The 24,266-nt window shown below is 73.6% G+C and carries 20 protein-coding genes, 2 tRNA genes and 1 pseudogene; 15 read left to right on the forward strand and 8 right to left on the reverse strand.

What is annotated here, in order from left to right; all coding sequences use genetic code 11:
* Positions 1–582: 582 nt before the first annotated feature.
* The 7 genes from ACL06G_RS04850 to ACL06G_RS04880 all read left to right on the forward strand — a co-directional run bounded on the left by ACL06G_RS04850 (position 583) and on the right by ACL06G_RS04880 (position 7,415).
* Positions 583–1,839: a helix-turn-helix domain-containing protein gene (locus ACL06G_RS04850; RefSeq protein ID WP_412785587.1), complete on the forward strand. Its 1,257-nt coding sequence runs from the start codon at positions 583–585 to the stop codon at positions 1,837–1,839.
* Positions 1,840–1,848: 9 nt separating this feature from the next.
* Positions 1,849–2,514 carry an oligoribonuclease gene (gene orn / locus ACL06G_RS04855; RefSeq protein WP_412785586.1) on the forward strand — a complete coding sequence of 222 codons (666 nt, stop codon included), beginning with the start codon at positions 1,849–1,851 and terminating at the stop codon, positions 2,512–2,514.
* Positions 2,515–2,563: 49 nt separating this feature from the next.
* A tRNA-His gene (locus ACL06G_RS04860) sits at positions 2,564–2,636 on the forward strand.
* 206 nt (positions 2,637–2,842) lie between these two features.
* Complete coding sequence (locus ACL06G_RS04865) at positions 2,843–3,259, forward strand: hypothetical protein (protein ID WP_412785585.1); 417 nt, start codon at positions 2,843–2,845, stop codon at positions 3,257–3,259.
* Positions 3,260–3,457: 198 nt separating this feature from the next.
* A complete protein-coding gene (locus ACL06G_RS04870; RefSeq protein ID WP_412785584.1) occupies positions 3,458–3,973 on the forward strand; it encodes an SRPBCC family protein in 516 nt (171 codons plus the stop codon).
* A gap of 32 nt (positions 3,974–4,005) precedes the next feature.
* Positions 4,006–6,327 carry an FdhF/YdeP family oxidoreductase gene (locus ACL06G_RS04875; protein ID WP_412785583.1) on the forward strand — a complete coding sequence of 774 codons (2,322 nt, stop codon included), beginning with the start codon at positions 4,006–4,008 and terminating at the stop codon, positions 6,325–6,327.
* 137 nt (positions 6,328–6,464) lie between these two features.
* Positions 6,465–7,415, forward strand: a complete 951-nt coding sequence (locus tag ACL06G_RS04880; protein ID WP_412835471.1) for a DUF389 domain-containing protein — start codon at positions 6,465–6,467, stop codon at positions 7,413–7,415.
* Between the two features lie 33 nt (positions 7,416–7,448).
* Here ACL06G_RS04880 and ACL06G_RS04885 read toward each other — a convergent pair whose 3' ends face one another.
* From ACL06G_RS04885 to ACL06G_RS04895, 3 genes are all read right to left on the reverse strand, one after another.
* On the reverse strand, positions 7,449–8,093 hold the full coding sequence (locus tag ACL06G_RS04885) for a M23 family metallopeptidase (protein ID WP_412835472.1): 645 nt from the start codon (positions 8,091–8,093) through the stop codon (positions 7,449–7,451).
* Positions 8,094–8,281: 188 nt separating this feature from the next.
* The gene (locus ACL06G_RS04890; RefSeq protein WP_412835473.1) at positions 8,282–9,181 is read right to left on the reverse strand and encodes a spermidine synthase; all 900 of its coding nucleotides are present in this window, start codon (positions 9,179–9,181) and stop codon (positions 8,282–8,284) included.
* Positions 9,182–9,250: 69 nt separating this feature from the next.
* Positions 9,251–9,658 carry a hypothetical protein gene (locus ACL06G_RS04895; protein ID WP_412785579.1) on the reverse strand — a complete coding sequence of 136 codons (408 nt, stop codon included), beginning with the start codon at positions 9,656–9,658 and terminating at the stop codon, positions 9,251–9,253.
* Positions 9,659–9,829: 171 nt separating this feature from the next.
* Between ACL06G_RS04895 and ACL06G_RS04900 the strand changes: the two genes are divergently transcribed.
* Positions 9,830–11,272 carry an NsdA family TPR-like regulatory protein gene (locus ACL06G_RS04900; RefSeq protein WP_412835474.1) on the forward strand — a complete coding sequence of 481 codons (1,443 nt, stop codon included), beginning with the start codon at positions 9,830–9,832 and terminating at the stop codon, positions 11,270–11,272.
* A gap of 10 nt (positions 11,273–11,282) precedes the next feature.
* Here ACL06G_RS04900 and ACL06G_RS04905 read toward each other — a convergent pair whose 3' ends face one another.
* On the reverse strand, positions 11,283–11,882 hold the full coding sequence (locus ACL06G_RS04905) for a histidine phosphatase family protein (RefSeq protein WP_412835475.1): 600 nt from the start codon (positions 11,880–11,882) through the stop codon (positions 11,283–11,285).
* Between the two features lie 134 nt (positions 11,883–12,016).
* Between ACL06G_RS04905 and ACL06G_RS04910 the strand changes: the two genes are divergently transcribed.
* The 6 genes and pseudogenes from ACL06G_RS04910 to ACL06G_RS04935 all read left to right on the forward strand — a co-directional run bounded on the left by ACL06G_RS04910 (position 12,017) and on the right by ACL06G_RS04935 (position 17,542).
* Positions 12,017–13,243 carry a hypothetical protein gene (locus tag ACL06G_RS04910; RefSeq protein WP_412835476.1) on the forward strand — a complete coding sequence of 409 codons (1,227 nt, stop codon included), beginning with the start codon at positions 12,017–12,019 and terminating at the stop codon, positions 13,241–13,243.
* The gene (locus ACL06G_RS04915; RefSeq protein ID WP_412785575.1) at positions 13,234–14,814 is read left to right on the forward strand and encodes a hypothetical protein; all 1,581 of its coding nucleotides are present in this window, start codon (positions 13,234–13,236) and stop codon (positions 14,812–14,814) included. The genes ACL06G_RS04910 and ACL06G_RS04915 overlap by 10 nt, the downstream gene beginning before the upstream one ends.
* On the forward strand, positions 14,811–16,181 hold the full coding sequence (locus ACL06G_RS04920) for an AAA domain-containing protein (RefSeq protein WP_412835477.1): 1,371 nt from the start codon (positions 14,811–14,813) through the stop codon (positions 16,179–16,181). Before ACL06G_RS04915 ends, ACL06G_RS04920 begins: the two co-directional genes overlap by 4 nt.
* A 150-nt stretch (positions 16,182–16,331) precedes the next feature.
* On the forward strand, positions 16,332–16,691 hold the full coding sequence (locus ACL06G_RS04925; RefSeq protein ID WP_412785573.1) for a DUF8844 domain-containing protein: 360 nt from the start codon (positions 16,332–16,334) through the stop codon (positions 16,689–16,691).
* Between the two features lie 156 nt (positions 16,692–16,847).
* A pseudogene (locus ACL06G_RS04930) lies at positions 16,848–17,478 on the forward strand (bifunctional DNA primase/polymerase).
* Positions 17,469–17,542, forward strand: a tRNA-Lys gene (locus tag ACL06G_RS04935). The pseudogene ACL06G_RS04930 and the gene ACL06G_RS04935 overlap by 10 nt, the downstream one beginning before the upstream one ends.
* 100 nt (positions 17,543–17,642) lie before the next feature.
* Here the strand turns inward: ACL06G_RS04935 and ACL06G_RS04940 are convergent.
* A complete protein-coding gene (locus tag ACL06G_RS04940) occupies positions 17,643–18,926 on the reverse strand; it encodes a M6 family metalloprotease domain-containing protein (protein ID WP_412785572.1) in 1,284 nt (427 codons plus the stop codon).
* A 346-nt stretch (positions 18,927–19,272) separates the two neighbouring features.
* Here ACL06G_RS04940 and ACL06G_RS04945 point away from each other — a divergent pair, with 346 nt between their 5' ends.
* Positions 19,273–21,072: a putative bifunctional diguanylate cyclase/phosphodiesterase gene (locus tag ACL06G_RS04945; RefSeq protein ID WP_412835478.1), complete on the forward strand. Its 1,800-nt coding sequence runs from the start codon at positions 19,273–19,275 to the stop codon at positions 21,070–21,072.
* Here ACL06G_RS04945 and ACL06G_RS04950 read toward each other — a convergent pair.
* The 3 genes from ACL06G_RS04950 to ACL06G_RS04960 all read right to left on the reverse strand — a co-directional run bounded on the left by ACL06G_RS04950 (position 20,991) and on the right by ACL06G_RS04960 (position 24,135).
* Entirely contained in the window at positions 20,991–22,172 is a 1,182-nt protein-coding gene (locus tag ACL06G_RS04950) for an LLM class flavin-dependent oxidoreductase (RefSeq protein ID WP_412835479.1), read from the reverse strand. The genes ACL06G_RS04945 and ACL06G_RS04950 overlap by 82 nt on opposite strands.
* A gap of 76 nt (positions 22,173–22,248) precedes the next feature.
* Positions 22,249–22,977 carry a maleate cis-trans isomerase family protein gene (locus ACL06G_RS04955; RefSeq protein WP_412785569.1) on the reverse strand — a complete coding sequence of 243 codons (729 nt, stop codon included), beginning with the start codon at positions 22,975–22,977 and terminating at the stop codon, positions 22,249–22,251.
* A 126-nt stretch (positions 22,978–23,103) separates the two neighbouring features.
* Positions 23,104–24,135, reverse strand: a complete 1,032-nt coding sequence (locus ACL06G_RS04960; RefSeq protein WP_412785568.1) for a maleate cis-trans isomerase family protein — start codon at positions 24,133–24,135, stop codon at positions 23,104–23,106.
* Between the last annotated feature and the right edge of the window lie 131 nt (positions 24,136–24,266).

Below are 24,266 nucleotides of genomic sequence, written 5' to 3' on the forward strand. Positions count from 1 at the left end.
GGAGGGAACGGTCTGTCGGACGGTGCTCGGTTGCAACAGCGGGGCCGGGGCCGGGACTACGACCGGGACCGTCTGTCCCTACCCCTACCCCAAGAGTACGACCGCACTCCCCCCGCACCCAGCGCCTGCGAGGGCGGGTCGCGGGCGACGCGCGTGACCCCGGAGCATGCACCAACCGGACACTTCGCGCAACGTGCCGCTGCGCCCCTTACACCCTGGTTACCTGCACGTATGCGCCCCCGTGCGCCCCCTCACTTTTCAGCCAACTTGATCCACACTGTGGGAGAAGGCTTTCCGTCCCCTCCCGCAGCCCCTCCCACCAGGGCAGAAAGGGGTTCGACCGGGGTGTGGGAGCGGCAGCGGACGGGCAGTGAGGTTATGCGTACTACCCAACGGGCCCGGTCAGTGGAACGCTTCGTGGCCGCAGGCTTCACGCCACGTGGCCAAGTCGATATGGCGTCACCTGCTGAACTTGGCTCGCCGAACTCGTGCGAGACAGTAGATTCGATCTTGGCTATCGCCGCGGGGGAGATAAGTGAAGGATCTTGAAGACGCGCGACGATGAGGGGGGCTTACAGTCCGATGAGCGTTCCCACCAGCCAGGAGGAGTCCCGGGAGGGTCAGACGACGGCCACCCGCAGGCCGGCGACCCGCCGTCGGCGCGAGGTCGTCGCCGTGCTGCTGTTCAGCGGCGGACCCATATTCGAGAGCTCCATCCCGCTCTCGGTGTTCGGGATCGACCGGCAGGACGCCGGCGTCCCGCGCTACCGCCTCCTTGCCTGCGCGGGTGAGGACGGCCCGCTCCGCACCACCGGCGGCCTCCAGTTGGCCGCACCGCACGGCCTCGAGGCGCTGTCCCGCGCCGGCACCGTGGTCGTCCCCGCCTGGCGCTCCATCACGCAACCGCCGCCCGCACCGGCCCTGCAGGCGCTCCGCCAGGCCCACGAGGAAGGTGCCCGGGTGCTGGGGCTGTGCACCGGCGCCTTCGTCCTCGCCGCGGCGGGGCTGCTGGACGGACGTCCGGCGACGACGCACTGGATGTACGCCCCGACGCTCGCCAAGCGCTACCCGGCCGTGCATGTCGACCCGCGCGAACTGTTCGTCGACGACGGCGACATCCTGACCTCCGCCGGCACCGCTGCCGGCATCGACCTCTGCCTCCACGTGGTGCGTTCGGACCACGGAACGGATGCCGCCGGAGCCCTCGCCCGGAGGCTCGTGGTGCCCCCGCGGAGAGCATCGGCGACGGACGGGGGCCACCCCCGGCACCTGGACAGGTCATTACCGGAGGAGATCGGCGCCGACCCGCTGGCCGAGGTCGTCGCCTGGGCGCTGGAGCACCTCCACGAGCAGTTCGACGTGGAGGCCCTCGCCGCGCGCGCCTACATGAGCCGACGCACCTTCGACCGGCGCTTCCGCACCCTCACCGGGAGTGCGCCGCTGCAGTGGCTGATCACCCAGCGTGTACTCCAGGCACAACGCCTGCTCGAGACCACCGACTACTCCGTGGACGAAGTGGCGGCGCGCTGCGGCTTCCGGTCGCCCGTCGCACTGCGGGGTCACTTCCGGCGCCAGCTGGGCGCCTCGCCGGCGTCCTACCGCGCCGCCTACCGCGCTCGGCGCCCGGAGGCGGGCTCCGCCGCACAGGGACTGCACCTCCCGGCGCAGGACGGCAGCAGCACCGTCACGGACGGTCGCCGGGCGCATCGCACCGAGCCCCGCGACGAGAGCGCGGCGGCGGGCACCGCCGGCGGCCCGGAACCCGGGAAGCCGCAGTCGGACGCCTGGTCGCACCGGCTGCCCAGGCAGCGCGGCGGGGACCGTGGACAGGCGACGTAGGGTGAGCGCATGAATGATCGCATGGTGTGGATCGACTGCGAGATGACCGGCCTCTCGCTGACGGACGACGCGCTGGTGGAGGTGGCCGCTCTGGTCACGGACTCCGAGCTGAACGTCCTCGGCGAGGGCGTGGACGTCGTCATCCGCCCCCCGGCCGAGGCGCTGGAGAACATGCCGGAGGTCGTGCGGGAGATGCACACCGCCTCGGGGCTGCTCGAGGAGCTCGACGCCGGAACGACGCTCGCCGAGGCGGAGAAGCTGGTACTCGACTACATCCGTGCGCACGTCCCGGATGTCCGGCGCGCGCCGCTGTGCGGCAACTCGGTGGGCACCGACCGCGGCTTCCTCGCCAGGGACATGCCCACGCTGGAGGGGTATCTCCACTACCGGATCGTCGACGTCTCCTCGGTGAAGGAGCTGGCCCGCCGCTGGTACCCCCGCGCCTACTTCAACAGCCCCGAGAAGAGCGGCAACCACCGCGCCCTCGCGGACATCCGGGAGTCCATCGCCGAGCTGCGCTACTACCGCGAGGCGGTCTTCGTGCCGCAGCCCGGACCCGACTCCGAGACGGCCAAGGACATCGCCTCCCGGCACGTCGTCGGCGGCGCCTCGGCGGAGGCCCCCGGGAAGCCCTCGGAGGGCTCCGGAACAGAAACCGTGCACGAGCACCCCTGAAAACCCTGTACACTCTTTCTCGGCCGGTACGGGAAACGCGCCGGTTGTGGTGGATGTAGCTCAGTTGGTAGAGCACCTGGTTGTGGTCCAGGAAGTCGCGGGTTCAAGTCCCGTCATTCACCCTGAACGATGAAGGGCTGATCTGCTTCCGCAGGTCAGCCCTTCATCGCGTTCCGACGGTGGACATGCCGCTCCCCATCCGTCCTCGCCGCCCCCGCCCGCATCCCCCCGGACTGCGACGGGGGCAATCTGGTCAGGTTCTTGACAAGAACGGCGAACCGCGACTACCAAGAGTCACGCCATGCTCACCGAGAAGCGAGGAGTTCCCGTGCGTCGCCTCCTGCTCCTGCTCGTCTCCTGCCTGGGACTGACCGTGCCTGCCGCGGTCGCCGCACCCACGGCCCTGGCCGCCCCGCCGACAGAGGCAGCGGCCGCACCGGACTCCGGCAATGCCCTGACCGACGTCTGCGACCCCGGGTGGGTCTGCGTCTACGAAGGCGACGTCTGGGACGGGGGCACCAACCACCCGCTCGTGTACAGCTGGTACTCCTACGGCATCTACAACGTGCACGGCCTGGTCGGCGAGTACACGGTCTTCAACTGCCAGACGGACGGCGCAGGCGTTCGGGGGTACACGGGGTGGGACGGCACGGGAAGCGTGGCCTGGAACCTTGACATCAACAACTGCTCGGCCGGCTACTGGAGAAACCTCACCTCGACCTACTCCGTTCAGCTGTACCCCTGACTCCCACCGCGGAGGTGAACAGGCAGTCGCCGCAGGGGCCGTCCACGGCCTCTGCGCTTCCCCGACCGGCACGGTCGGTGTCGGACCGTGCCACAGGGGTACGCCCGGAGACAGCGCCCCTCCTCCGGCGCAACCAGGTGGCGCGGGGCAGGAGGAACGCCGACACTGAGCGGAGCGACAGTCGAGGACGGACCGGCGATGCACACCATCGAGGAGACGGTCGACGTCGGGGTCCCCCTGCGTACGGCCTACAACCAGTGGACGCAGTTCACGAGCTTTCCGCGCTTCATGCCGTCGGTGCGCGGCGTGGAGCAGGTGACGCCCACCCTCACCCGCTGGCACGTGGGGCTGGGCCCACTGCGCACCGAGTTCCTGGCGGAGATCGTGGAGCAGCGACCGGACTCCTTCCTCACCTGGCGCAGCCCCCAGCGGTTCCCCCGCCACGAGGGTGAGGTGTCCTTCCGCGCCACGGCGGCGGACCGCACCGAGGTGACCGTGCGGCTGCGGATCGACCGCGGGCAGGGCCCCGGGGCGCGGCGCGCGGCCGCGCTGACGGGCCGCGTCGTGCGGCGTGAACTCGGTCACTTCCGCGACTTCGTCGAGGGGCTGGGCGAAGAGGTGGGAGGCTGGCGGGGAACCGTTCACCACGGACATGTGCAGCCGACCGGCCGGGAGCCCTCCGGGACCCACGTTCCCCACTGGCCCGTCGGCTGACGCACCCGCACACCACGGACGGAGGCGGCCCGATGGCCAGGACACCGGAAGAAGAGCAGGACGAGGGACCGACGGTGTCCCCGCCCCAGGACTGGGCGGCGGGTGCGCCCGCCGTGGCGCACGCGATGGACTACTCGCTGCGGCAGACGTCGGTGCCCCGGGTGGGCAGGACGCTGCTGACGATGAACCAGGTGGGCGGCATCGACTGTCCGGGCTGTGCTTGGCCGGACCCTCCGGCGGGGAAGCGGCACCGCAACGAGTACTGCGAGAACGGCGCCAAGCACATCAACGACGAGGCGACGACGCGCCGGATCGGGGCGGACTTCTTCCGCGAGCACTCCGTGTCGGAACTGGGCAGGCGTTCCGACCGGTGGCTGAATCAGCAGGGGCGGCTCACCGAACCCGTGGTCAAGCGGCCGGACTCGGACCACTACGAGCCCATCAGCTGGCACGACGCCCTCGGGCTGGTCGCCGCGGAGCTGAGGTCCCTGGACTCGCCCGACGAAGCGGTCTTCTACACCTCGGGCCGCGTCAGCAACGAGGCGGCGTTCGTCCTGCAGCTCTTCGCCAGGGCCTTCGGCACCAACAACCTGCCCGACTGCAGCAACATGTGCCACGAGTCGAGCGGGGCCGCGCTGCACGAGACCCTGGGCACGGGGAAGGGCACCGTCAGCCTGCACGACATCCACCACGCGGACCTGATCTTCCTGGTGGGGCAGAACCCGGGCACCAACCACCCCCGCCAGCTGTCGGCGCTGGAGGAGGCGAAACGCAACGGCGCCCGTATCGTGGCGGTCAACCCACTGCCGGAAGCCGGGCTGCTGCGGTTCAAGAACCCGCAGAAGGCGCGCGGCCTCGTCGGGCGGGGCACCGGCATCGCCGACCGGTTCCTCCACATCCGCGGCGGCGGCGACCTCGCCCTGTTCCAGGGGCTGAACCGGCTGCTGCTGGAGGCGGAGGACGCGCGGCCGGGCACCGTCCTGGACCGCACCTTCATCGACTCGCGGACCAGTGGCTTCGAGGAGTTCGCGCAGCACGCGCGCACCATCGGCTGGGACGACATCCTCACCGCGACCGGGCTGACGCGCGACGAGATCGAGCAGGTCCGGGACGAAGTCCTGGGCAGCAAGCGCGTCATCGTCTGCTGGGCCATGGGCATCACGCAGCACAAGCACGCCGTCCCCACCATCAGGGAGATCGTGAACTTCCTGATGCTGCGCGGGAACCTCGGCAGGCCGGGCACCGGCGCCTGCCCGGTGAGGGGCCACAGCAACGTGCAGGGCGACCGCACGATGGGCATCTGGGAGAAGATGCCGGACTCCTTCCTGGACGCACTGCAGGAGGAGTTCGGCTTCGATCCGCCCCGGGCGCACGGCGTGGACTCGGTGGGCGCGATCCGCGCCATGCGCGAGGGCCGCATCAGGACCTTCCTCGGTGTCGCGGGCAACTTCGTCCGGGCCGCTCCGGACAGTGCGGCCACCGAGGACGCGCTCCGCGGGTGCCGCCTCACCGCGCACGTCTCGACCAAGCTCAACCGCTCCCACACGGTGTGCGGACGGACCGCGCTCATCCTCCCGACACTGGGCCGCACCGAGCGCGACGTGCAGGCGGGCGGCGAGCAGTGCGTGACCGTGGAGGACTCCATGAGCGAGGTGCACGCCTCGTGGGGGCGTCTGGAACCGGCCTCTCCGGTGCTGCTGAGCGAGGTCGCCATCCTGTGCCGCCTCGCCGCCCGCACTCTCGACGGCGGAAAGGGCATTCCCTGGAAGGAGTTCGAGGCCGACTACGGCGCGATCCGGGACCGCATCTCCCGAATCGTCCCCGGGCTGCACGACTTCAACCGGCGGGTGGCGCGCCCGGAGGGCATCCGGCTGCCGAATCCGGTCAACGAGGGCGTCTTCCCCACGTCCGTCGGCGCGGCCCGTTTCACCCGCAACGACTGGGAGATGCCGGAAACACCCGAAGGTCACCTGCTGCTGCAGACGCTGCGCTCCCACGACCAGTGGAACACCATCCCCTACTCGGACAACGACCGCTACCGGGGCATCCACGGCAGCCGCCACGTGGTGCTGGTCAACCCGGCGGACCTGGCGGATCTCGGCCTCGCGGAAGGCGACCGCGTGGATCTGGTGAGCGTCTGGGCGGGCGGTGAGGAGCGCCGGGCGGCGGGCTTCGTCGCGGTGCCGTATCCGACGGTGCGCGGCTGCGCCGCCGCGTACTACCCGGAGACCAACGTCCTGGTGCCGCTGGACAGCGTCTCCGGGACCAGCAACCAGCCGACGTCGAAGGCGATCGTGGTGCGGCTGGAACCGGCCGGCGAGCGGGCGGAGGCCGTCACCGGCTCCTCGGACTGACGTTCCCGGTGGAGGGGCGCCGGGCGCGGCTCCGCGTCGCCCCTCCACCGCGACAGTTCCGTGCGGGCGCGACGAAGGACCGCACCCGGGGGTCCGACATCCGACGGGTGCGTTCCCGGAATCCCGATACTGGCCCCATGTTGCACCTCAGAGTGATTTGCCCGGCGGACGAGAGTGCGTCCGTGGTCGGGTTCCTCGGCACGGAGCCGGGAGTCGCGCACGTCGTGGTCGCGGAGGGCGTGAGCAGGCAGCCCGTCGGAGACGTCGTCGAGGCCGTGGTCGCCCGCAAGGCGGCCGAGGACGTGGTGCGGCGGCTGGCGGAGCAGGGCGTGAGCCGGAGGGGCCAGATCAGTCTGCAGTCCGTCGACGTGCTGCTCTCCGAGTCCGCCGCGGCCGCCGAGCGGAACGCACCGGGTGAGGACGCCGACGCGGTCATCTGGGAGGAACTGGTCGCCACCACCGGCGAGGAGAGCCGGATCAATCCGGTGTACCTGGGGTTTCTGACCATCGCCTGCCTCCTCGCCGCGGCGGGGGTCATCACCGATTCGGCGATCACACTGGTGGGGGCGATGGTGGTGAGTCCCGACTTCGGGCCGCTGGCCGCCCTGGCGGTGGCCGCCGTCGGCAGGCGGCACGAACTGGCGGCCCGTGCCGCGCTGGCGCTCTGCGTCGGCTACCCCGTGGCGATGCTGGTCACCGCGGCGCTCACGCTGGTCGCCCATCTCGGCGGACTGTTCGAGGCCGGGGATCTGGCGAACCTGCACGAGGCCTCGTTCGTCTACGAGGTGGGCCCGTTCTCCGTGATCGTCGCGCTGCTCGCCGGGGTCGCGGGCATGATCGCCCTCACCTCGGCGAAGCCGAGCACGCTGGTCGGTGTCTTCATCTCCGTGACGACGGTGCCGGCCGCGGGCTTCGCCGTCCTGGCCGCGGTGGCGGGCGACTGGGGACGCTGCGGCGAGGCCGCGCTCCAGCTCCTCATCAACCTCAGCGGCGTCTCCGTGGCCGCGACCCTGACCCTGCTGGTCCGGCGCAAGCACGTCGGCCCCGGGCCGGCTCCGGGGCGCGGGGCCCCGGAGCCGGCCCGATGACCTGCGGGTCCGGAGGCCGCGGTCCGCGGAGGGTCACGGGAAGCGGACGCCGCGCTGCGCGAGGTAGGCGACGGGGTTGATGTCGGAGCCGTAGCCGCGCTCCGCCCGCACCTCGAAGTGGAGGTGGGGGCCGGTGCTCCGGCCGGTGTTGCCGGAAGCACCGAGGACCGTGCCGGCCCGGACCCGCTCACCCCGGTGCACGTCGATCCTGGACAGGTGGGCGAACAGCGTGTAGTTGCCGTCGTCCATGCGGACGGTCACCGCTTTGCCGTAGTCGCCGGAACGGCCCGCGCGGACGACCGTTCCGGTGCCGACGGAACGGACCGGGGTGCCGACGGGGACGGCGAGGTCGATGCCGGTGTGGTGCCCGGCGGCCCAGTCGCCGCGGATGCCGTACCGGGCGGATATCGGCACCCTGCGGACCGGCCGGGTCCAGGACCCGGGCGACCCGTTGCTCCAGTCGCGATACACGTCGGGCAGGGTTGGCAGGGCTGCGTACCAGGAGCCGGGGGCTGCCGAGTACCAGTCGGTCTCCGTGAGGTCGTCCTGGGCGTCGGCGGGGAGCGCGGCGGCCGGAGAAGCGGCTCCCCAGGAACCACCGACGAGCAGCGCGGCCGTCAGCGAGCCGCAGACCGCACGGCGGAGTACTGCTTTCGGGCGTGGTTGTGCTGCATCCATGGGTGCGAGCAAAGACGAGCCGCCCTCGGGCCGCACGCAGGAGGTGTCCACCGGAGTGACGCCGCGCCCTGCCGAGTTGGTCCCGTCGCAGGTGAAGTCCGGTCCGGGGCCATGGCTTCGCAGCGGGTCATTCCCGACCTTCCTCCTGCCGTCCGCGCGTACGCAGGGCGGGGACGTACCGGGCGGTCTCAGGTCGCGAAGGCGTCCGCGGGCGGGCGCGGCGACGGCACCGCAGTCGCGTCGGTCACCGGCCGCGCCTGAGCCGCGAACCCGGCCAGCGCGACGCCGTGTTCGACGCGTCCGGGGTGCGGGTCGCACGCGGTCAGCCGCGTGAGGTCCTCGACGGGGAGTTCCGCGTCGGAGGCGACCAGCACCGCGTTCCCGAACCGCCGTCCCCGCAGCACGGCGGGGTCGGCGAGCACACAGGCCTCGGCGAACACGCTCCGCGCCGTGGCAACCTGACTGCGCAGATGGGTCGGCGGGCCGGCGGCGCCGGTCGGGGAACCGTCGGCGAGGTTCGCCGCCCACAGGCCTCCGGGCCGCATCACCCGCCGTGCGTCCGCGAGGAACTCGGCGCTCGTGAGATGAGCCGGAACGCGTGCGTGACGGAAGACGTCGAGCGTCACGACGTCCGCCCAGTCGTCCGGCATCCGGCCGAGCACCTCGCGCGCGTCGCCGGCGCGCACCCGGATGCGGGCACCGCTCGGCAGCGGCAGCTCCCGCCGCACGAAAGCGGTCAGGGCGACGTCGAGTTCGACCACCTGCTGGGTGGAGCGGGGCCGCCGGGCGGCCACGTACCGGGCGAGGGTCAACGCGCCGCCGCCGAGGTGCATTACCCGCAGCGGCTGCCCCGGCGGAGCGGCGAGGTCGAGGACGTGCCCGATGCGGCGCTGGTACTCGAAGTCCAGGTGGGACGGATCGTCCAGGTCGACGTGGGACTGCGGTGCTCCGTCCAGGGTGAGCGTCCAGCCGTGCGGCCGGTCCGGGTCGGGCACCAGTTCGGCCGTGCCACCGCCCACCTGCTCGGTCGGCCGGTCGCGCACCTGTCGCGTCCGCCGCTCGGCGCCGCCGCGTCTCTTCCTCGCCACACTCCGAGTATCGCGTCCGGCTCGGGGCCGCCGTACGGCGGCCCGGCCGCGGCATGGTGCGCCGGCGCGTCAGCGGCAGCGGTCGGCGGCCTCGATCGTCCGGGCGGCCTGCCCCAGCGCGGCACGCAGGCGCGCCGGCTCGGTGGTACGGGGAGCCTCGCCCTCCGGCGGGAACAGCCAGCCGGTGCCGGTGACAGGCGGTTCGTCCGTGGCGCGCGGATCGCGGCGGCAGGTCTGCGTACAGGCGCTCCCGGGGAGGTCCCAGGCGGCGGCGGTACCCGGTGGGACGAGGAACCCCAGGGTGTGGCCCGGTGCGTCGTGCAGGACCTGGCCGACTCCTTCCCGCAACCGCAGGATGTCGACGGCTTCCAGGCCCTGGCGGGAGGGCACCGTGACGAGGTCGCACGGCTCCTCGGCACGGCGGGCCCGCGCCGCGCCGACGAGCTGCCCGCTCGTGCTGACACCCGGATTCCGCACCTCGACCTCCCGATGACCCGTCGTCGTGTCCGGACCAACGCGCGCGGGCGTCAACGGGCTACGGCGCGGAACCCTCCGAAGAATGGCAGTTCATGGCAGATCGCGGAGAGCATTTCCGGTTTGTCACGGAACACGGGGTAACCGCGGAGTGACTGCCGGTACCGTCCCGTCATGGCGTCGTCACCGTTCGCGGCCGCGGGCTCCGTACGCAGGCCCAACTCCGCCTTCCGGGAACTGCGCGGCCCCCTCTCCCCCGGCGAGTTCGCGGCAGCCGTGCGCAGGTCGGCACGGGAGATCGGTGAGCACGTGTCCTGCGACGCCCGGTACGTCGGCCGCGTGGAAGCGGGCGAGATCCGCTGCCCCAACTACGCCTACGAGCGGGTGTTCCTCCACATGTTCCCGGGGCGCACGCTCACCGACCTGGGCTTCCAGCCGCGGGAGTCGGTACGGGGACGTGCCGCGCCGCGCGGAGGCCCGTCGTCCGTGGTCGTCCTGCCGCGGGCGCCGGGTGACGGGGACGCCGACGCAGGACGACCGCGGGCCGGCCGCGGCAGCCGCCCGCACCCCGCGGCACGGGCGGAGCCGTTCCGGCCGGCCGCGACCGACGAGAGCGACGAGGAGACCGATGTGCTGCGTCGCGCGTTCATGACCGGCGGGCCCGCCGCACTGGCCGTGGGCCTGGCGGGCGACCTCCCGGGCGCCGGGGCCGGGCACCGGCCCGGCACGCCGGAGGCCGCAGCCGTGGAGGACGCGGTCCGCCGCATCCGCCTGCTGGACGACCGCCACGGCGCCGACCGCCTCTATCCCCGCGCCGCGGAGGCATTGCGCACCGCGTACACCTTCCTCGACGCCGGAGCGGAGCGGCGGGCCGTGACCGACCGGCTGACCGCGGGCGCGGGCGAGCTGGCGCTGTCGGTGGGGTGGCTCGCGCACGACTCGGGGCGGACGGCGGACGCCCGTTCGCACTACGCGGAGGCGCTGGCCACGGCCAGGGTGTCCGGCGACGCCGCCCTCGAGGCCCACGCCTTCTGCAACATGGCGTTCCTCGCCCGGGACGCGGCGCGGCCCCGGGAGGCGGTGCGTGCCGCACAGGCCGGGCTCCGGGCGGCGCGGGGGCTCGGCTCGCCGCGGCTCCTCTCCCTGCTGATGCTGCGGGAGGCGGGAGGCTGGGCGGGCCTGGGAGACCGCTCGGCGTGCGAGGAGGCGCTCGCCCGGGCGCACACGCTGTTCGAGCGGGGCTGCGGAGACGCGGACCCGCCCTGGATGACCTTCTTCGGCGAGGCCGAGCCGGCGGGGCTGGAGTCGCAGTGCTGGTCGACGCTGGGCGTCTGGCGGAGGGCCGCGGACTGCGCGCGCCGGGCGGTCGCCCTGCAGGAACCGCACTTCCTGCGCAACCGCGCGTTGTTCACCGCGGAACTCGCCGGGGACCTGGCGGCGGACGGCCGCCCGGAGGAGGCCGCTGCGGCCGCTTCCCACGCCCTGTGCCTGCTCGGGCACCCGGTCCGCTCGGCCCGCATCCGCGGCATGCTGGCGACCGCGGCGCGACGTCTGGAGCCCCACCGCCGCGAGGCGCACGTGGCGGAGGTGCTGAGCAGGCTGCCGCGTCCCGCGTGACCCGGCGGTCTCAGCCGAGGTGGCCGGTGTCGTTCCAGCGCACCAGCGCGGGAGCTCCGTAGGCCCATCCGAGCACCGAGAGTCCGACGGGGCCGAGCACGAGGCGTCCGCCGTGGCCGACCGGCTCGCCGAGCCAACGCGCCCCCACGGCGCGGAGCAGGTGGCCGTGCGCGAAGACGAGGACGTCGCGGTCCGAGGCACGCACCCGGTCGACGACTTCGTCGGCACGCCGGGCCAGCGCCGCCAACGACTCGCCGTCGACGACGCCGTCGCGCCAGATCTGCCAGTCCTCCCCAGCGGTGCGCCGGATATCGGGCGTGGTGAGCCCCTCGTAGGCGCCGTAGTCCCACTCCCGGAGGGCGTCCCACTCCCGGGCGCGCTCGCCGAACCCGGCGAGTCCGCAGGTCTCGCGGGCGCGGGCCAGAGGGCTTGTCAGCACCTCCACGCCCGGCAGGCCGTACCACGGGGCACGGTGCAGGCGTTCTCCGAGCAGCCCGGCCGTCCGGCGCCCCTCCTCCAGCAGCGGAATGTCGGTGCGGCCGGTGTGCCGGCCGCTGCGGGACCACTCGGTCTCGCCGTGTCGTACCAGCAGCATCCGCGGGTGTGCCATCGTCGCTCCGCCTCTCCCCGTGGGGTCCTCCCCATCATGGGTCAGTGCGCGTTCCTCCGCCCGCGGTGTCGGTGCGGGATGTCAGACTGCCGCGGGTAGGAAGCAACGCGAGACGACGCCCGGGGCGAGCGCCGATGACGACCACTCCCGGCACCTCCGCCGTGCCGGAACAGCAGAACGCGCAGCGGCCCGCCGCTGCACCGCACAGCACGCTGCGGCGGCGGCTCGCCGAGTTGCGGGGCGGTCCGGGGGTGCCGCCCCGTCCGCTGGACGCGCGGGCACTCGCCGCGCTCGCGTCGAACCCCGGGTGCCGGCGGCGGGCCCTGCTCGACGGTGCCGGGGTGGACAAGAACGCACTGGCCTCGGCCCTGGGCGCGCCGACCGCGTTCGGGCAGTCGCAGTTCGCCTTCGTCCGGGGGAACGCGTTCGAGGCGCGGGTGAAGGCGGACGGCGGCGCGGAACTCGTCCGGCTGCTGTGCGGACGCAGTGGCGACGCCGCTCCCGAGTCCTCCGACGAGGTCGCGGTGCCCGACCTGGCGGCGGACGGTCCGGCGGGGCGGGCGGCCCGTACCGGACTCGCGCTGGAGGAGGCATCGGCCGCCGGGCGTTGGACGGTGCTGGACCACCCGATGCTGACCCTCGATGTCGCGGGCTCCGCCGTGTACCTGGAACCGGATGCCGTCGCCGTGCACCCCGACGGCGGTCTGACGGTCGTCGAGATCAAGTCCTTCCCGATCCTGGACGGTTCGGCGGATCCGGCGAAGGTGGGCGCCGCCGCCCGGCAGGCGGCCGTCTACGCGCTCGCGCTGGAGCGCGCGGCCGGCGTCCGGCGTGGCCATGGCGCACCGCCCGCCCCGGAGGACTCCTCCGGGGTGCGGCCGGAGGCACTCCTGGTGTGCCCGAAGGACTTCTCCAACCTCCCGGCGGCCGCGCTGGTCGACGTGCGGCGGCAGGTGGCAAGCACGCGCCGTCAACTCACCCGGCTCGCACGTCTGGACGAGATCGCCGGGGCCGTGCCGGAGGGCACGACCTTCGCTCTCTCGCTGCCCGCGGACGCGCTGCGGGACGCCGTGGCCTCGGTGCCGGCCTCCTACGCCCCCGAGTGCCTCGCCGGCTGCGAACTGGCGTTCCACTGCCGGTCCGCTGCCCGCGAGCAGGGGGCGGTGACGGCGCTGGGCCGGGGCGCACGGGCCGAACTCGGCAGCCTGGCCACCGTGGAGTCCGTGCTCGCCGCCGCCGGGGGTCCGCAGGGGAACGGCCGGGGCGGCGGGGCTCCCGACGAGCCCGCGGCCGTCGCGCTGCGCCGGGCGGCCCGGCTGCGTGCCGAGGCCGCGGACGAGGAGGCCGGAACGTGTCGCTGATCGAGGTGCTCGCCCGGGCGGAGGCCGTCGCGGCGGGCAGAGCACAGCCGGCAGCGACCGTGCGCCACCGGCATCTATCCGAACGTCCCCTGATTCTGGTGCCGTTGACGACAGCGGGCGAGGCCGGTGCTCCCCTGGGGGCTCTGGTCGGCACGGAGCGGGACAGCCCGACGCTGCTCACGGTGCCGCAGCCGCGCGACCGGGATCTGCGGTTCGCGTTCCTGGCCGAACTGGCGCGCGTCGTGCTGCCGCACCTGGAGTCCGCGCAGGACGCGGTTGAGCGGGAGGAGCGCGGCGGCGAGGAGATCGAACTGTGCACCGACGCTCCGCAGTTGATCCTGCCGAACGGGCCGGGAGTGGAGTTCGTCCGCCTGCTGGGCCGGTCGACACGCTTCCGCCGGACCGCCGAGCAGGACCCCGAGACCCCGTTCCCGGCGCCGGCGCAGGTTCCGCTGCTCGGCCGCTGGCTGACGCACTACGGCGAGCGGGCGCGGGTGCCCGGTTCCTGCCTGCTCGTGGCCATGACCGAGCTGCTCGCCCGGCACTGGACCACCGGCCAGAGCGCCGTGGAGGACCGGCACCTGGGTGCACTGCTGGCCTGGATCGAGGCCGCGCAGCATCGCGGGAGCGACGGCGCGCGGGAAGCACTGCGCGCCGAGACGGACCGGGACGCCGACGGGCTGCTGCGGACCCCGCCCGCCGGACCCGCCACCGACCCGGCGTTCGACAACACCCTGCTCGCCCCGGCCGTGGAGCGCTACGACGCCGGGGTCCCCGGCGCCGAACGGGAGATCGCCGGTCTGATCCGCTCCCAGCTGCTGCCGACCTGGCAGGCGGTGTGGCGGGGCCTCGACCTGCTGCGCGGACTGCCCGAGGCGGCGGGCGTGCCGGACCGGTGGCGCCGCGACCGGTTCTCCTACACCCACCACCGCGACCGGGTCCGGGCGGGAGAACCGCCGCAGCCGCGGCGGGACGACGCGGTGACGGCGGCGAACAAACTGGCGTCGCGGGAACAGGCCCAGGCCCGGCTGGACGCGCAGGAGGCCCTGGACGATCCGCTGGTGATGGCGGCGAGGAGGCTCGCGGGCGAGGCCTTCGCGTCGGTGGTCGTCGAGGTGCGGCCGGCGTACACCGAGGGGCCGAGGCCCCGGCCCCGCCCGCTGGTGACGGTGCGCACCGAGGACGATCCGCACCTGGCCGAGGGCGGCACCGTGCACCGGGCGACGCCCGGGGGCGGGCCGAAACAGACCGCGGAACTCGCCGACGTGCCGAGCGACGGCCTGTTCACGCTGCGGCTGACCGGCGGGATGGGCCGTGGGAAGGAGCCCGCTCCCGGTTCGGTGCCGCAGGTGGGCGAGCAGGTGCTGTGGACGCTGTTCGAGCACGCACCGCGCGGCGGCCCCGCACTGCCGGAGCCGGAGGACACACCGTGGACCCACGGCGGCCCCCCGGACGGCACGGTCCTCCCGGCGCCGCACCCGCCTTCCCGTGAGGCATCCGGTGGGTCCGGCTCCACCACCCGCGTCACCGCCGATCCGCCCGACCCCGAGACCCCGGAGGACTTCCTGTGAGCAGCGGCGCGGCGCAGAACACCCGTCTCGCACGCGTGGCGCCCGGGGAGGCCGCAGCACGCGCCACGGCGGCGATCCTGCGGGACACGCTCCACGGTGAGGGGCCGGGAGTGGTCGTGGACTCCCCGCCGGGAGCCGGCAAGTCGACCCTGGTGGTCCGTGCGGCCCGCGAGCTGGCGGCGGCGGGCAGACGCCTGATGATTGTGGCGCAGACGAATGCGCAGGTCGACGACCTGGTGGACCGGATCGCACGGGAGGATCCGCAACTTCCCGTCGGGCGGCTGCACAGCAGCGACCCCGAACCCTACGACCGGATCCTCGACGCGCATCCGTCGGTGCGTCCCTCCTCCCGCATCGCGGATCTCGCCGAGGTGGAGATCGTGGTCTCGACCGCGGCCAAGTGGGCGTGGGTGAGGACCGACACCCCGTGGGAGCACGCCATCGTCGACGAGGCGTACCAGATGCGTTCGGACGCCCTGCTGGCCGTGGCCGGATTGTTCGAACGGGCCCTCTTCGTGGGGGACCCGGGCCAGCTGGATCCGTTCAGCCAGGTGGGCGCGGAGCAGTGGGCCGGACTCTCCTACGACCCTTCCGCCAGCACCGTGGCCACGCTGCTCGCGCACAACCCGGATCTGCCGCAGCACCGGCTGCCGGTGTCGTGGCGGCTCCCGGCCTCGGCGGCGCCGCTGGTCTCCTCGGCGTTCTACCCGTTCACGCCCTTCACCAGCGGGACGTCGGAGGCCGACCGCTCACTGGCCTTCGCCGTGCGGGGGAACGGCTCCGCCGCGGACCGGGTGATCGACGAGGCGGCCGCCTCGGGCTGGGGGCTGCTGGAGCTGCCCGCGCGGCACACGCCGCGGACCGATCCGGAGGCGGTGGAGGCCGTCGCAGAGGTGGTGGAACGGCTGCTGGCCCGGCGCGGGGCGAGCACCAGCGAACGTACGGACGGTGCGGCGGCAGCACTCGGGCCCGACCGGATCGCGGTGGGCACCGCTCACCGCGACCAGGCGGCGGCCGTCCGCTCGGCGCTGGTCGCGCGCGGCGGTTCCGCCTCCGCGCCGGAGGTGGTCGTCGACACCGCCAACCGGCTGCAGGGCCGGGAGTTCGACGTGACGGTGGTGCTGCATCCGCTGTCCGGACGTCCGGACGCCACAGCCTTCCACATGGAGACGGGACGGCTGTGCGTGCTCGCCTCCCGCCACCGCCACGCGTGCATCGTGGTGTGCCGGGCGGGCGTGCCGGAGCTCCTCGACGAGCACCCCGTCACCGAACCGGTGCAGCTGGGGGTGCCCGTCAGGTTCCCCGACGGGTGGGAGGCGCACCAGGCGGTCCTGGCGCGTCTCTCGGACCATCGCGTGCGCGCCTGACGTCGCGCGGGGGCCGGGCGCGCGCCCTCCGTCCGCTCCGGCCGCTGCCCGCAGCACGGTGTCCCGGCGGGTTGGGCGGGGAAGTCCGATTCCCGGGCGGGCGCGCGCAGGAGGGACAATGGCAGGTGGCAGTCGAGTTGGAGGTGTCCCATGTCCGAGCCGCACGCGGCCGGCGAGCCGGGAGGCGGTCCCCGCTTCCGCCGCCCCGCTCCGCTGCTCTTCGAGCCCGCGGAGGCCGCCGGGGACGAGGAGCGGTTCTTCGACCTGGAATCCATGGAGGATCCGCGGGAACTGCTCGACCGGGCGACGGAACTCACTCTGGCGTTCCGCTCCGCCGCGGACCGGGCGATGGAGTTCCAGGCGATGGCGGCCGCGCAGCTGGCCGACCCTCGACGGTTCGACCGCCTGCCCGCCGCGGCCGTGGCGGAACGCGGGGGCTGGACCGAGGACTACGCCCACAAGATGATCGAGTTCGGCCGCGAACTGCTGGCCGAGAAGTCCTCCGACTGAGGCCCGCGGGCGCGAGCGGCGGTGCTCCGGCGTACTCCACCGCGCCGCGCTCCTCGCACGCAGCGGGCGTGCGGAATGTACCCGATTCCCCATTCCCACGTGCCGGTTTCCCGTAATTCACCGATTCGCTCCGGTGGCATCGATAGATGTGGGGACATGAGCAACCCCGCTGAACCGGCCCTGTCGTCGGCTGCCCGTCTCACTGCCGCGGGAGCCGAGTGGCTCGCGTCCGCCAGTCGTTTCCCGCGGAGCGTGCACGCCCTGTGGGAGCACCGCCCCGCCTCGCCCCGCCTCCTGCCCTGCGGCACCGCCTTCGACGTGGTCAGCGTGGCGCAGGTCGAGGGCCGGCGGCTGTTGGGAAGGCTGTGGGAGGACGGCCCCGGCAGCGGACCGGTCGCCGTGCACCGGGGGCGCCTGCTGCTGTTCTGCGCTCCGGGCACCGCCGACCGGCTGCCGGCGCTCCTCGACTGGGAGGAGTGGGGCGGCCGGGAACGGCGGAGGCCGGCCGAGCGGGAGCACCTGCTCTGCCACGGCGCGGGCGACACGGTGACCGTCCCGCCCGTGTGTCCGACCACCGAGGTGCCCGACTCCTGCCGCTGGCTGGTGGCACCGGACGTCCGCCACCCCTGGCTGCCCGGTCCCGAGGTGCTGCTGTGGGCGTACCTGCACCGGGCGCGCCCGGGTCCGCGCCGGAGCCGCAGGTCGCGGGGCCGGGAGTGCCCGGCAACCGATTTTCACTCCGCCGGATCGTGATGCTAAGGTCTACGACGTCAGCAGGCGCCGCTAGCTCAGTTGGTTAGAGCAGCTGACTCTTAATCAGCGGGTCCGGGGTTCGAGTCCCTGGCGGCGCACAGACGATCGAGGGCCTCTCCGTTCCGGCGGAGGGGCCCTCGGTGTGTTCCTGGCTCTCCGCGGGCCGGCGCCGCTCGACCGGACCGCCCGCGCCACCGGTCAGCCGTGCGCGTCCGGGCCCCGCGTGATCCGCACGGACCAGCCCCCGTCGGGCGCACTCCGGGAGCCCACGCGTATCCGCACGCCGCCACCGTCCGGCAGCGCCATCTCCTCGCCCATGCCGAGCGGCGCATCCGCCAGCGGCGGGTAGACCGAGCTCCGTCGGCAGGCCCCGGTCCGCGGGTGGCCGTCGACCACCTCGACGGGCCCCTCCGCCGACTCCGCGTCCGAGCGCACCCGGTAGACCAGGACACCGCTCCTGCAGACACCCGTGTCGTTGCCGACGGGGGCCCGCGCCTCGACGGCGAGCGCCTCGTGGAGCCCGGTACGCACCACCAGGAGCCGGGTGTCGGACCGGCTGTCGACAGCTCCGGGCGCGGCGTCGAGCGGTGCGCCCAGCGCCCGCAGCGTGTACGTGCTGGTTCCCGCGGCCCCGCGCACGCAGGCGACGTGCCGGTCGTCGAGCCAGCCGAGCCGCCACTTGTGCCAGGCGAACGGGTCCGGGCCGAGGCCGAACTGGGAACCCATCACGTCCCAGTCGCCGACATAGGTGTCCCAGTCGGCGCGGCCTTCCACCGGACGGTGGTAGAGGTCGGGCAGGTCGAAGAGGTGGCCGGTCTCGTGCGCCAGGACGTAGCGGTCGGGCGGATGGCGCTCGAAAACGGTGACCACGCGGTCCATCTCGCGGCCGTCGTACTCCACCGGCTCCTCGAAGTTGACCACCTTCGTGGCGTCGGAGTTCACACCGGGGGCCTCGGGGTCGGCGACCAGATACACGATGTCGTACGCGGAGAAGTCCACCTGCCGGTCCGCGGCCGCCAGGGCGTCCTGCAGGTAGGCGCCGCGCTGCGCGGGGTCCCAGTCACGGCGTATGCCGTACGACCCGGACCGCTCGGGCATGGGTGTCCAGGACAGGTGCGGGTGGACCTGGAGCCGGAACCGGCCGTACGAGGCACGGTCGAAGAAGTCCGAGGTGGTCGGGAAGTGGTCCCGCAGCAGCACGCCGGGCGGGACCATCGGCTTCCAGTCGGGGAAGGAGAGGAAGAGCATCAGCGCATCGAGCCGCCGGTACGGCCGGGGGTAGGAGTCGTCCCAGGAGTCGAGGCCCTCGGAGTGGTGGACGTCGGTGCGCTCCAGCATGCATGCGCCGGGGTCGGCGCCCGCCGTGGCCGGTCCGGCGACGAGGGCCGTCCCGACGATCGCCGTCAACGAGGTGCACACGGAGGCCGCGCGGCGCAGCACCGGTCGCCGCCCCCTCCCGCCGTACGCCTTCGCTGTCGCCACTCGCCGACCTCCTGGACCAGCCATTTCGGTCCCGTCCAGGATGTCCGGGTTCGCCGGTCGCGTCGCCCAGCGTTAGCCCGATCGAGTTATCTCCGTGTCGGTCACCCGGAGTGACACTCCGACGCGGCCGGGTGGTGCGGGAGCCGTGACCCGCGTGGCGGCGTGCACGCGGCCGCCGGGGCGCCGGACAGCGGCGGGGCGGAGGCCGCACCACGCGGGGCCGTCACTGGCTCGGCCGACCGAACAGCCTCTATGATCGGCACATTTCCAGCGGACCGGACTCCAGGTGGGCTACGGCGGTCACCCGACCGGTTCCGCACGCGACGAGCCCGCTGGGGAGCGATCGGTGAACGGACCCATCGGCGGACCGGGCGAGGACCCGGGCGACGCCTCGACCACCCCACCGCACCGCCTCACGCACGGTGACCGCCGTTCCACCCGGGACAGCGACTTCCGCGCCGCCTTCAACGCGGCACAGTTCGCCATGGCCGTCGTGGACCGCGAGGGGCGCATCCGCTCGGCCAACCGGGCGATGGGGGCGCTGCTGGGGACCGACCCCGACCGCCTGGAGGCCGCCCCGATCGCCGACCTGACCGGCATCGGCTCCGACGCGCGCACCCGAACCGCCTACCGCGAGGCCCTGTGCGGGCGCACCGACCGGATGTCGTGCACCCGCAGACTCAAGCGCGCCGACGGGCATGCCCTGTGGGCGGAGATCACGGTGACCCCGACCACGCGGGGCGGGGACGGTGGCAACGGCGAGGCCCTGCTGTCCGTGGTGGACATCAGCGAGCGCCGCGCCCTGCAGAAGCGGCTGCGCCATCTGCAGATGCACGACCCGGTGACGCGCCTGCCCAACCGCACCCTCTTCTTCGAACGGCTCTCGGCAGCCATCGGCGAGAGCGCCGGCGGCCGGGTCGGGCTGTGCTACCTGGACCTCGACGGGTTCAAAGCGGTCAACGACACCCTGGGGCACCGTGTCGGCGACCGGCTCCTGGAGGCGGTCGCGCGGCGCCTCGCCGCCTGCACCGAGGAGGAGGGCCACCTCGTCGCCCGCCTGGGAGGCGACGAGTTCGCGGTGCTGGTGGACGACTCCACGGGAACCTCGCAGCTGACCGGGCTGGCGCAGGCGCTGCAGCGGGCGCTGCAGCAGCCCTTCGACCTGGCCGGCCAGCGCATCGCGGTGTCCGCCAGCATCGGAGTGGTGGAGCGGGAGGCCGCCGGCACCACCGCGACGGGGCTGATGCAGGCGGCGGACACGACCCTGTACTGGGCGAAGGCCGACGGCAAGGCGCGGTGGACGCTGTTCGACCCGGAGCGCAACGCGCACCGCGTGACGCGTCAGGCGCTGTCCAGCACGCTGCGGCCGGCGCTGGAGCGCGGGGAGTTCGCGCTGGAGTACCAGCCGATCGTGGGCCTCGACGACGACGCGCTGCACGGTGCCGAGGCACTCGTCCGCTGGCGGCACCCGCAGTTCGGCACGCTCGGGCCGGACCGGTTCATCGGTCTCGCGGAGGAGAACGGCGCGATCGTGCCGCTGGGACGCTGGGTGCTGGCCGAGTCCTGCCGGCAGGCCAGGAGGTGGCTGGACGAGAGGCCGGGGACCCCGGTCTTCGTCAGCGTCAACGTGGCGGTGCGGCAGGTCTGGGACTCCGACCTGGTCTCCGACGTGGAACAGATTCTCGCCGAGACCGGGCTGCCGCCCGACCTGCTGCAACTCGAACTGACCGAATCGGCGGTCATGGGGTCCGCCGGACGTCCGCTGCAGGCCCTCCAGGCGCTGAGCGAGATGGGGGTCCGCATCGCCATCGACGACTTCGGCACCGGCTACTCGAACCTCGCCTACCTCAGCCGTCTCCCGGTGCGGGCGCTCAAGCTCGACGGCACGTTCGTGCGGGGCTTCCGCACGGCACGCCACGAGAACCCGGCGGACGAGACGATCGTCACCGCGCTGGTGCGGCTCGCGCACCAGCTGGGGCTGACCGTGACGGCCGAGTGCGTCGAGGGGCAGGAGCAGGCGGAACGGCTCCGGGGCATCGGCTGCGACACCGGCCAGGGCTGGTACTACGCCCGGCCGATGCCGCCCGGGGCGCTGGCCGCGTGGTCGGGGCGGGACGACACCGCGTCCGGCTCCGCCGGGGCCTGAGCCGGCCGCGTACCGCTGTCCGGCAGTCCGTAGGCGTCGGCGATCAGTGCGATGCTGTCGAGCCGGGCCGCGGGAGTGTGCACGTTGGCAGTGATCATCAACTCGTCGGCACCGGTGCGCGCTGCCAGCGCGTCGAGTCCCTCGCGCACCGCGTCCGGCGTGCCGTGCACGACGTTGCCCAGCCAGCGGTCGACGTACTCCCGCTCCACCGCGGTGAACGGGTGCTCCGCCGCCTCCTCCGGTGTCGGCACCAGACCGGGCCGTCCGGTGCGCAGCCGCAGCATGGCCAGTGCACCGGTGCACACCTGCCGCAGTGCCTCCTGCTCGTCGTCCGCCGCGAGTGCGGCCACGCCGATCAGGGCGTACGGTTCCGCGAGCGCCGCGGACGGACGGAAACTCTGCCGGTAGAGGTCCAGGGCGGGCAGCGTGTTGGCGGCGGAGAAGTGGTGGGCGAAGGCGAACGGCAGGCCCAGCTCTCCGGCGAGGCGGGCGCTGAACCCCGAGGAGCCGAGCAGCCAGATCGGGGGGCGCCCGCCGCCGCCTCCCTGCACCGGGCCGGGAACGGCGTGCACGCGGCGGTGGTAGCGGTGGCCGGAGGGGAAGTCGTCGTCGAGGAAACGGGTCAGTTCCGACAGCTGCTGCGGGAAGGCGTCCGCGTCCGCGTGGGGATCGCCGCCGCCACGGCGCAGCGCCGAGGCGGTCAGACCGTCGGTGCCGGGGGCCCGCCCCAGGCCGAGGTCGATGCGGCCCGGGGCGAGCGCCTCCAGCGTCCCGAACTGCTCGGCGACGGCCAGCGGCGCGTGGTTGGGGAGCATCACGCCACCGGAACCGAGGCGGATGCGGCCGGTGCGGGCGGCGAGGTGAGCGAGGATCACGGCCGGGGCCGCGCTGGCGATCCCGGGCATGGAGTGGTGCTCGGCCACCCAGTGCCGGGTGAAGCCGCGCCGTTCCGCCAGGCGTGCGAGGTCCACCGAGGTGCGCAGCGCGTCGGTGGCAGTGTGCCCGGTACCGACGGTGGCGAGGTCGAGCACCGACAGGGGGACGGGCGCCGTGCCCTGCCTCCGGCCCGGGGTCTCCTGCGTGTGCGCCGCGTCGGTCACGTGGACCCGCCTTCCGTTCGTGCTGTCGGACTGCCGAAGGAGCCAACAGCACGCGGGCCCACGTGATTCCCGCCGGTCAGGCCGCCGTGAACAGGCGGCCCAGCGGGGGGCAGACGACGGTGCGGTCGACCAGCCGCAGCCCCTCCCACACGGTGACCTGGTTCGCCGTGAGCACCGGCTTCCCGAGCGCGGCCTCCAGGTCGGGCAGCCACGCCGCGCTGTGGAGGGCGGTGTCGGGAAGCAGCACGGCCTCCGCGTCGGGATGGTCGCCGCTGCGGGCGAGGGCCAGCACCTCGTCCCGGCCCCAGGTGCCGACCTCGGCGGCCGTGATGATGCCGCTGCCGCGCATGGCGACCACCTCGGCGCCCGCCGCCTTCAGGAAAGCGGCGAACAGCTCGGCCACGTCCGCCGGATAGGTCGCCGCGACCGCGACCCGGCGGGCATCCAGCTCCTGCACGGCGTGCGCGAAGGCGAAGGAGGTGCTCGACGCGGGCAGCCCGGCCGTCGCGGACAGTTCCCGCACCTGCTGCTGCGCGCCCTCGCGACCGAACACGAAACTGGCGCTGGTGCAGGACCACACCACCGCCTCCGCGCCGTGCCCCGCGACCTCCTCGACCCGGTCGGCGAGCCGCCGCGCCGAGCCCATCTCCAGGAGCGCGTCCACCCGGTGCGCGTCCTCGCCGATGTCGGTGTGCACCAGGGGAAGGCGCACGTCGGCGCCTGCCTCGCGCAGCAGGTTCTCGAGCCTCGGGTAGTCGTCCTCGGCCGAGTGACCGGGGTAGAGGAACCCCACCACGTTCGCCATCCACGCCTCCTTCGACGGGTCGTCGGGGCCCGGTCCCTCCGGGCCGCCGTGCGCGTCACCCGTGTGCCGTCGGCACACGGTTGTGCCGGGCCCGGAGGGCCCGGCACCGTTCTCCGCACGCGCGGGTCACGCGGGCGGCTGCGGCCCTCTCCCCCACTCGTCGCACCAGGGGGTGCTGCGCGGTTCGAGCGGGTCCGCCGCGGGGTCGGGCACCTCGGCACCGGCGGCGGCGAGCGCCGCCTCGGGGGGTGCCGGATCCACCGCCTCCCGGACCGGCTGCGGGATCGCCCCACCCGGTGCTTCGACGGCCTCGCCCGGGCCCGCCGGCGCCGTACCGTTTCCGGGTTCGGTCTCCGCCTCCTCCGCCGTCGGCGCGGGAGCCGGCGGGCAGGGAGGCGGCACGGCCGCCGGTCCCCGCCGCGCGAGCGGGTTCAGCAGCGCCTGGCCGGTGCCGACGGCCTCCTCGCCGATCCTGCGCAGCGCCGACCACACGGTGACCTGGTTCGCCGAGACCACCGGCATCCCCAGCTCCGCCTCGAGTTGCGGAATCACGTCGTAGGTCGGGAGGTTGGTGCAGCTGATGAAGAGGACGTCGGGAGCCTCGTCCCCGACCGCCTCGCGGGCCATGCGCACCACGTCGCAGTAGGGCACCCGCCAGATCTCGCGGGTGAGTCCGAGGTAGCTGCGGCCCGTGACGGCGATGCCCGCCTCTCCCAGGTAGTCCTCCAGCGAGTCGGTCACCGACTTGGTGTACGGGGTCACCACCGCGACCCGGGCGGCGTCCAGTTCGAGGAGCGCCTCGAGCAGCGCTCCCGACGTGGTGAGTGCGGGCGCCTCGCCCGCGGTCTCCATCGCCGCGCTCATGGCGCGTTCACCGGCATTGCCTCCGACGAAGCTGCCCGAGGTGCAGGCGTAGGCGAGGACCTCCGGACGCACCGCCGCCAGGGCGTTGACCGCTTCGCGCAGGGTTTCGTGCTCGCTCACGAGCCGTGCGAGGTCCAGGCTGACCTCGACCGGGACGAAGGGGGTCCGGGTCAGGTGGAGCGAGACCTCGTCGGGTACCCAGCGCCACAACTCCCGGTCGAGCGCGAAGTCGAACGGCGCCACGATTCCGACACCGCGCTGCGGCCGCGGTCCACCGAGGAAGGAGACATCCATGTTCACAAGCCCCAAACAGACGAAGGGGTGGCAGACCTGCCGTGCGGATTGCAGGGAGGATTGCCGGAGAATAAGAGAAAGACCGGCCAGGCCGGGACGCCGGGACAGATGCCTTCATTGACGAAGGTAGA

This window comes from Streptomyces callyspongiae (genome assembly GCF_047200695.1).
Lineage (GTDB): Bacteria > Actinomycetota > Actinomycetes > Streptomycetales > Streptomycetaceae > Streptomyces.

Excerpts from the sequence above, each read along its gene's own strand:
- ACL06G_RS04955 (WP_412785569.1), bottom strand. The coding sequence starts at position 22,977 with ATGGCGAACGTGGTGGGGTTCCTCTACCCCGGTCACTCGGCCGAGGAC.
- ACL06G_RS04960 (WP_412785568.1), bottom strand. The coding sequence starts at position 24,135 with ATGGATGTCTCCTTCCTCGGTGGACCGCGGCCGCAGCGCGGTGTCGGA.
- ACL06G_RS04885 (WP_412835472.1), bottom strand. The coding sequence starts at position 8,093 with ATGGATGCAGCACAACCACGCCCGAAAGCAGTACTCCGCCGTGCGGTC.
- ACL06G_RS04910 (WP_412835476.1), top strand. The coding sequence starts at position 12,017 with ATGACGACCACTCCCGGCACCTCCGCCGTGCCGGAACAGCAGAACGCG.
- ACL06G_RS04905 (WP_412835475.1), bottom strand. The coding sequence starts at position 11,882 with ATGGCACACCCGCGGATGCTGCTGGTACGACACGGCGAGACCGAGTGG.
- ACL06G_RS04875 (WP_412785583.1), top strand. The coding sequence starts at position 4,006 with ATGGCCAGGACACCGGAAGAAGAGCAGGACGAGGGACCGACGGTGTCC.
- ACL06G_RS04870 (WP_412785584.1), top strand. The coding sequence starts at position 3,458 with ATGCACACCATCGAGGAGACGGTCGACGTCGGGGTCCCCCTGCGTACG.
- ACL06G_RS04880 (WP_412835471.1), top strand. The coding sequence starts at position 6,465 with ATGTTGCACCTCAGAGTGATTTGCCCGGCGGACGAGAGTGCGTCCGTG.
- ACL06G_RS04850 (WP_412785587.1), top strand. The coding sequence starts at position 583 with ATGAGCGTTCCCACCAGCCAGGAGGAGTCCCGGGAGGGTCAGACGACG.
- ACL06G_RS04925 (WP_412785573.1), top strand. The coding sequence starts at position 16,332 with ATGTCCGAGCCGCACGCGGCCGGCGAGCCGGGAGGCGGTCCCCGCTTC.
- orn (WP_412785586.1), top strand. The coding sequence starts at position 1,849 with ATGAATGATCGCATGGTGTGGATCGACTGCGAGATGACCGGCCTCTCG.
- ACL06G_RS04900 (WP_412835474.1), top strand. The coding sequence starts at position 9,830 with ATGGCGTCGTCACCGTTCGCGGCCGCGGGCTCCGTACGCAGGCCCAAC.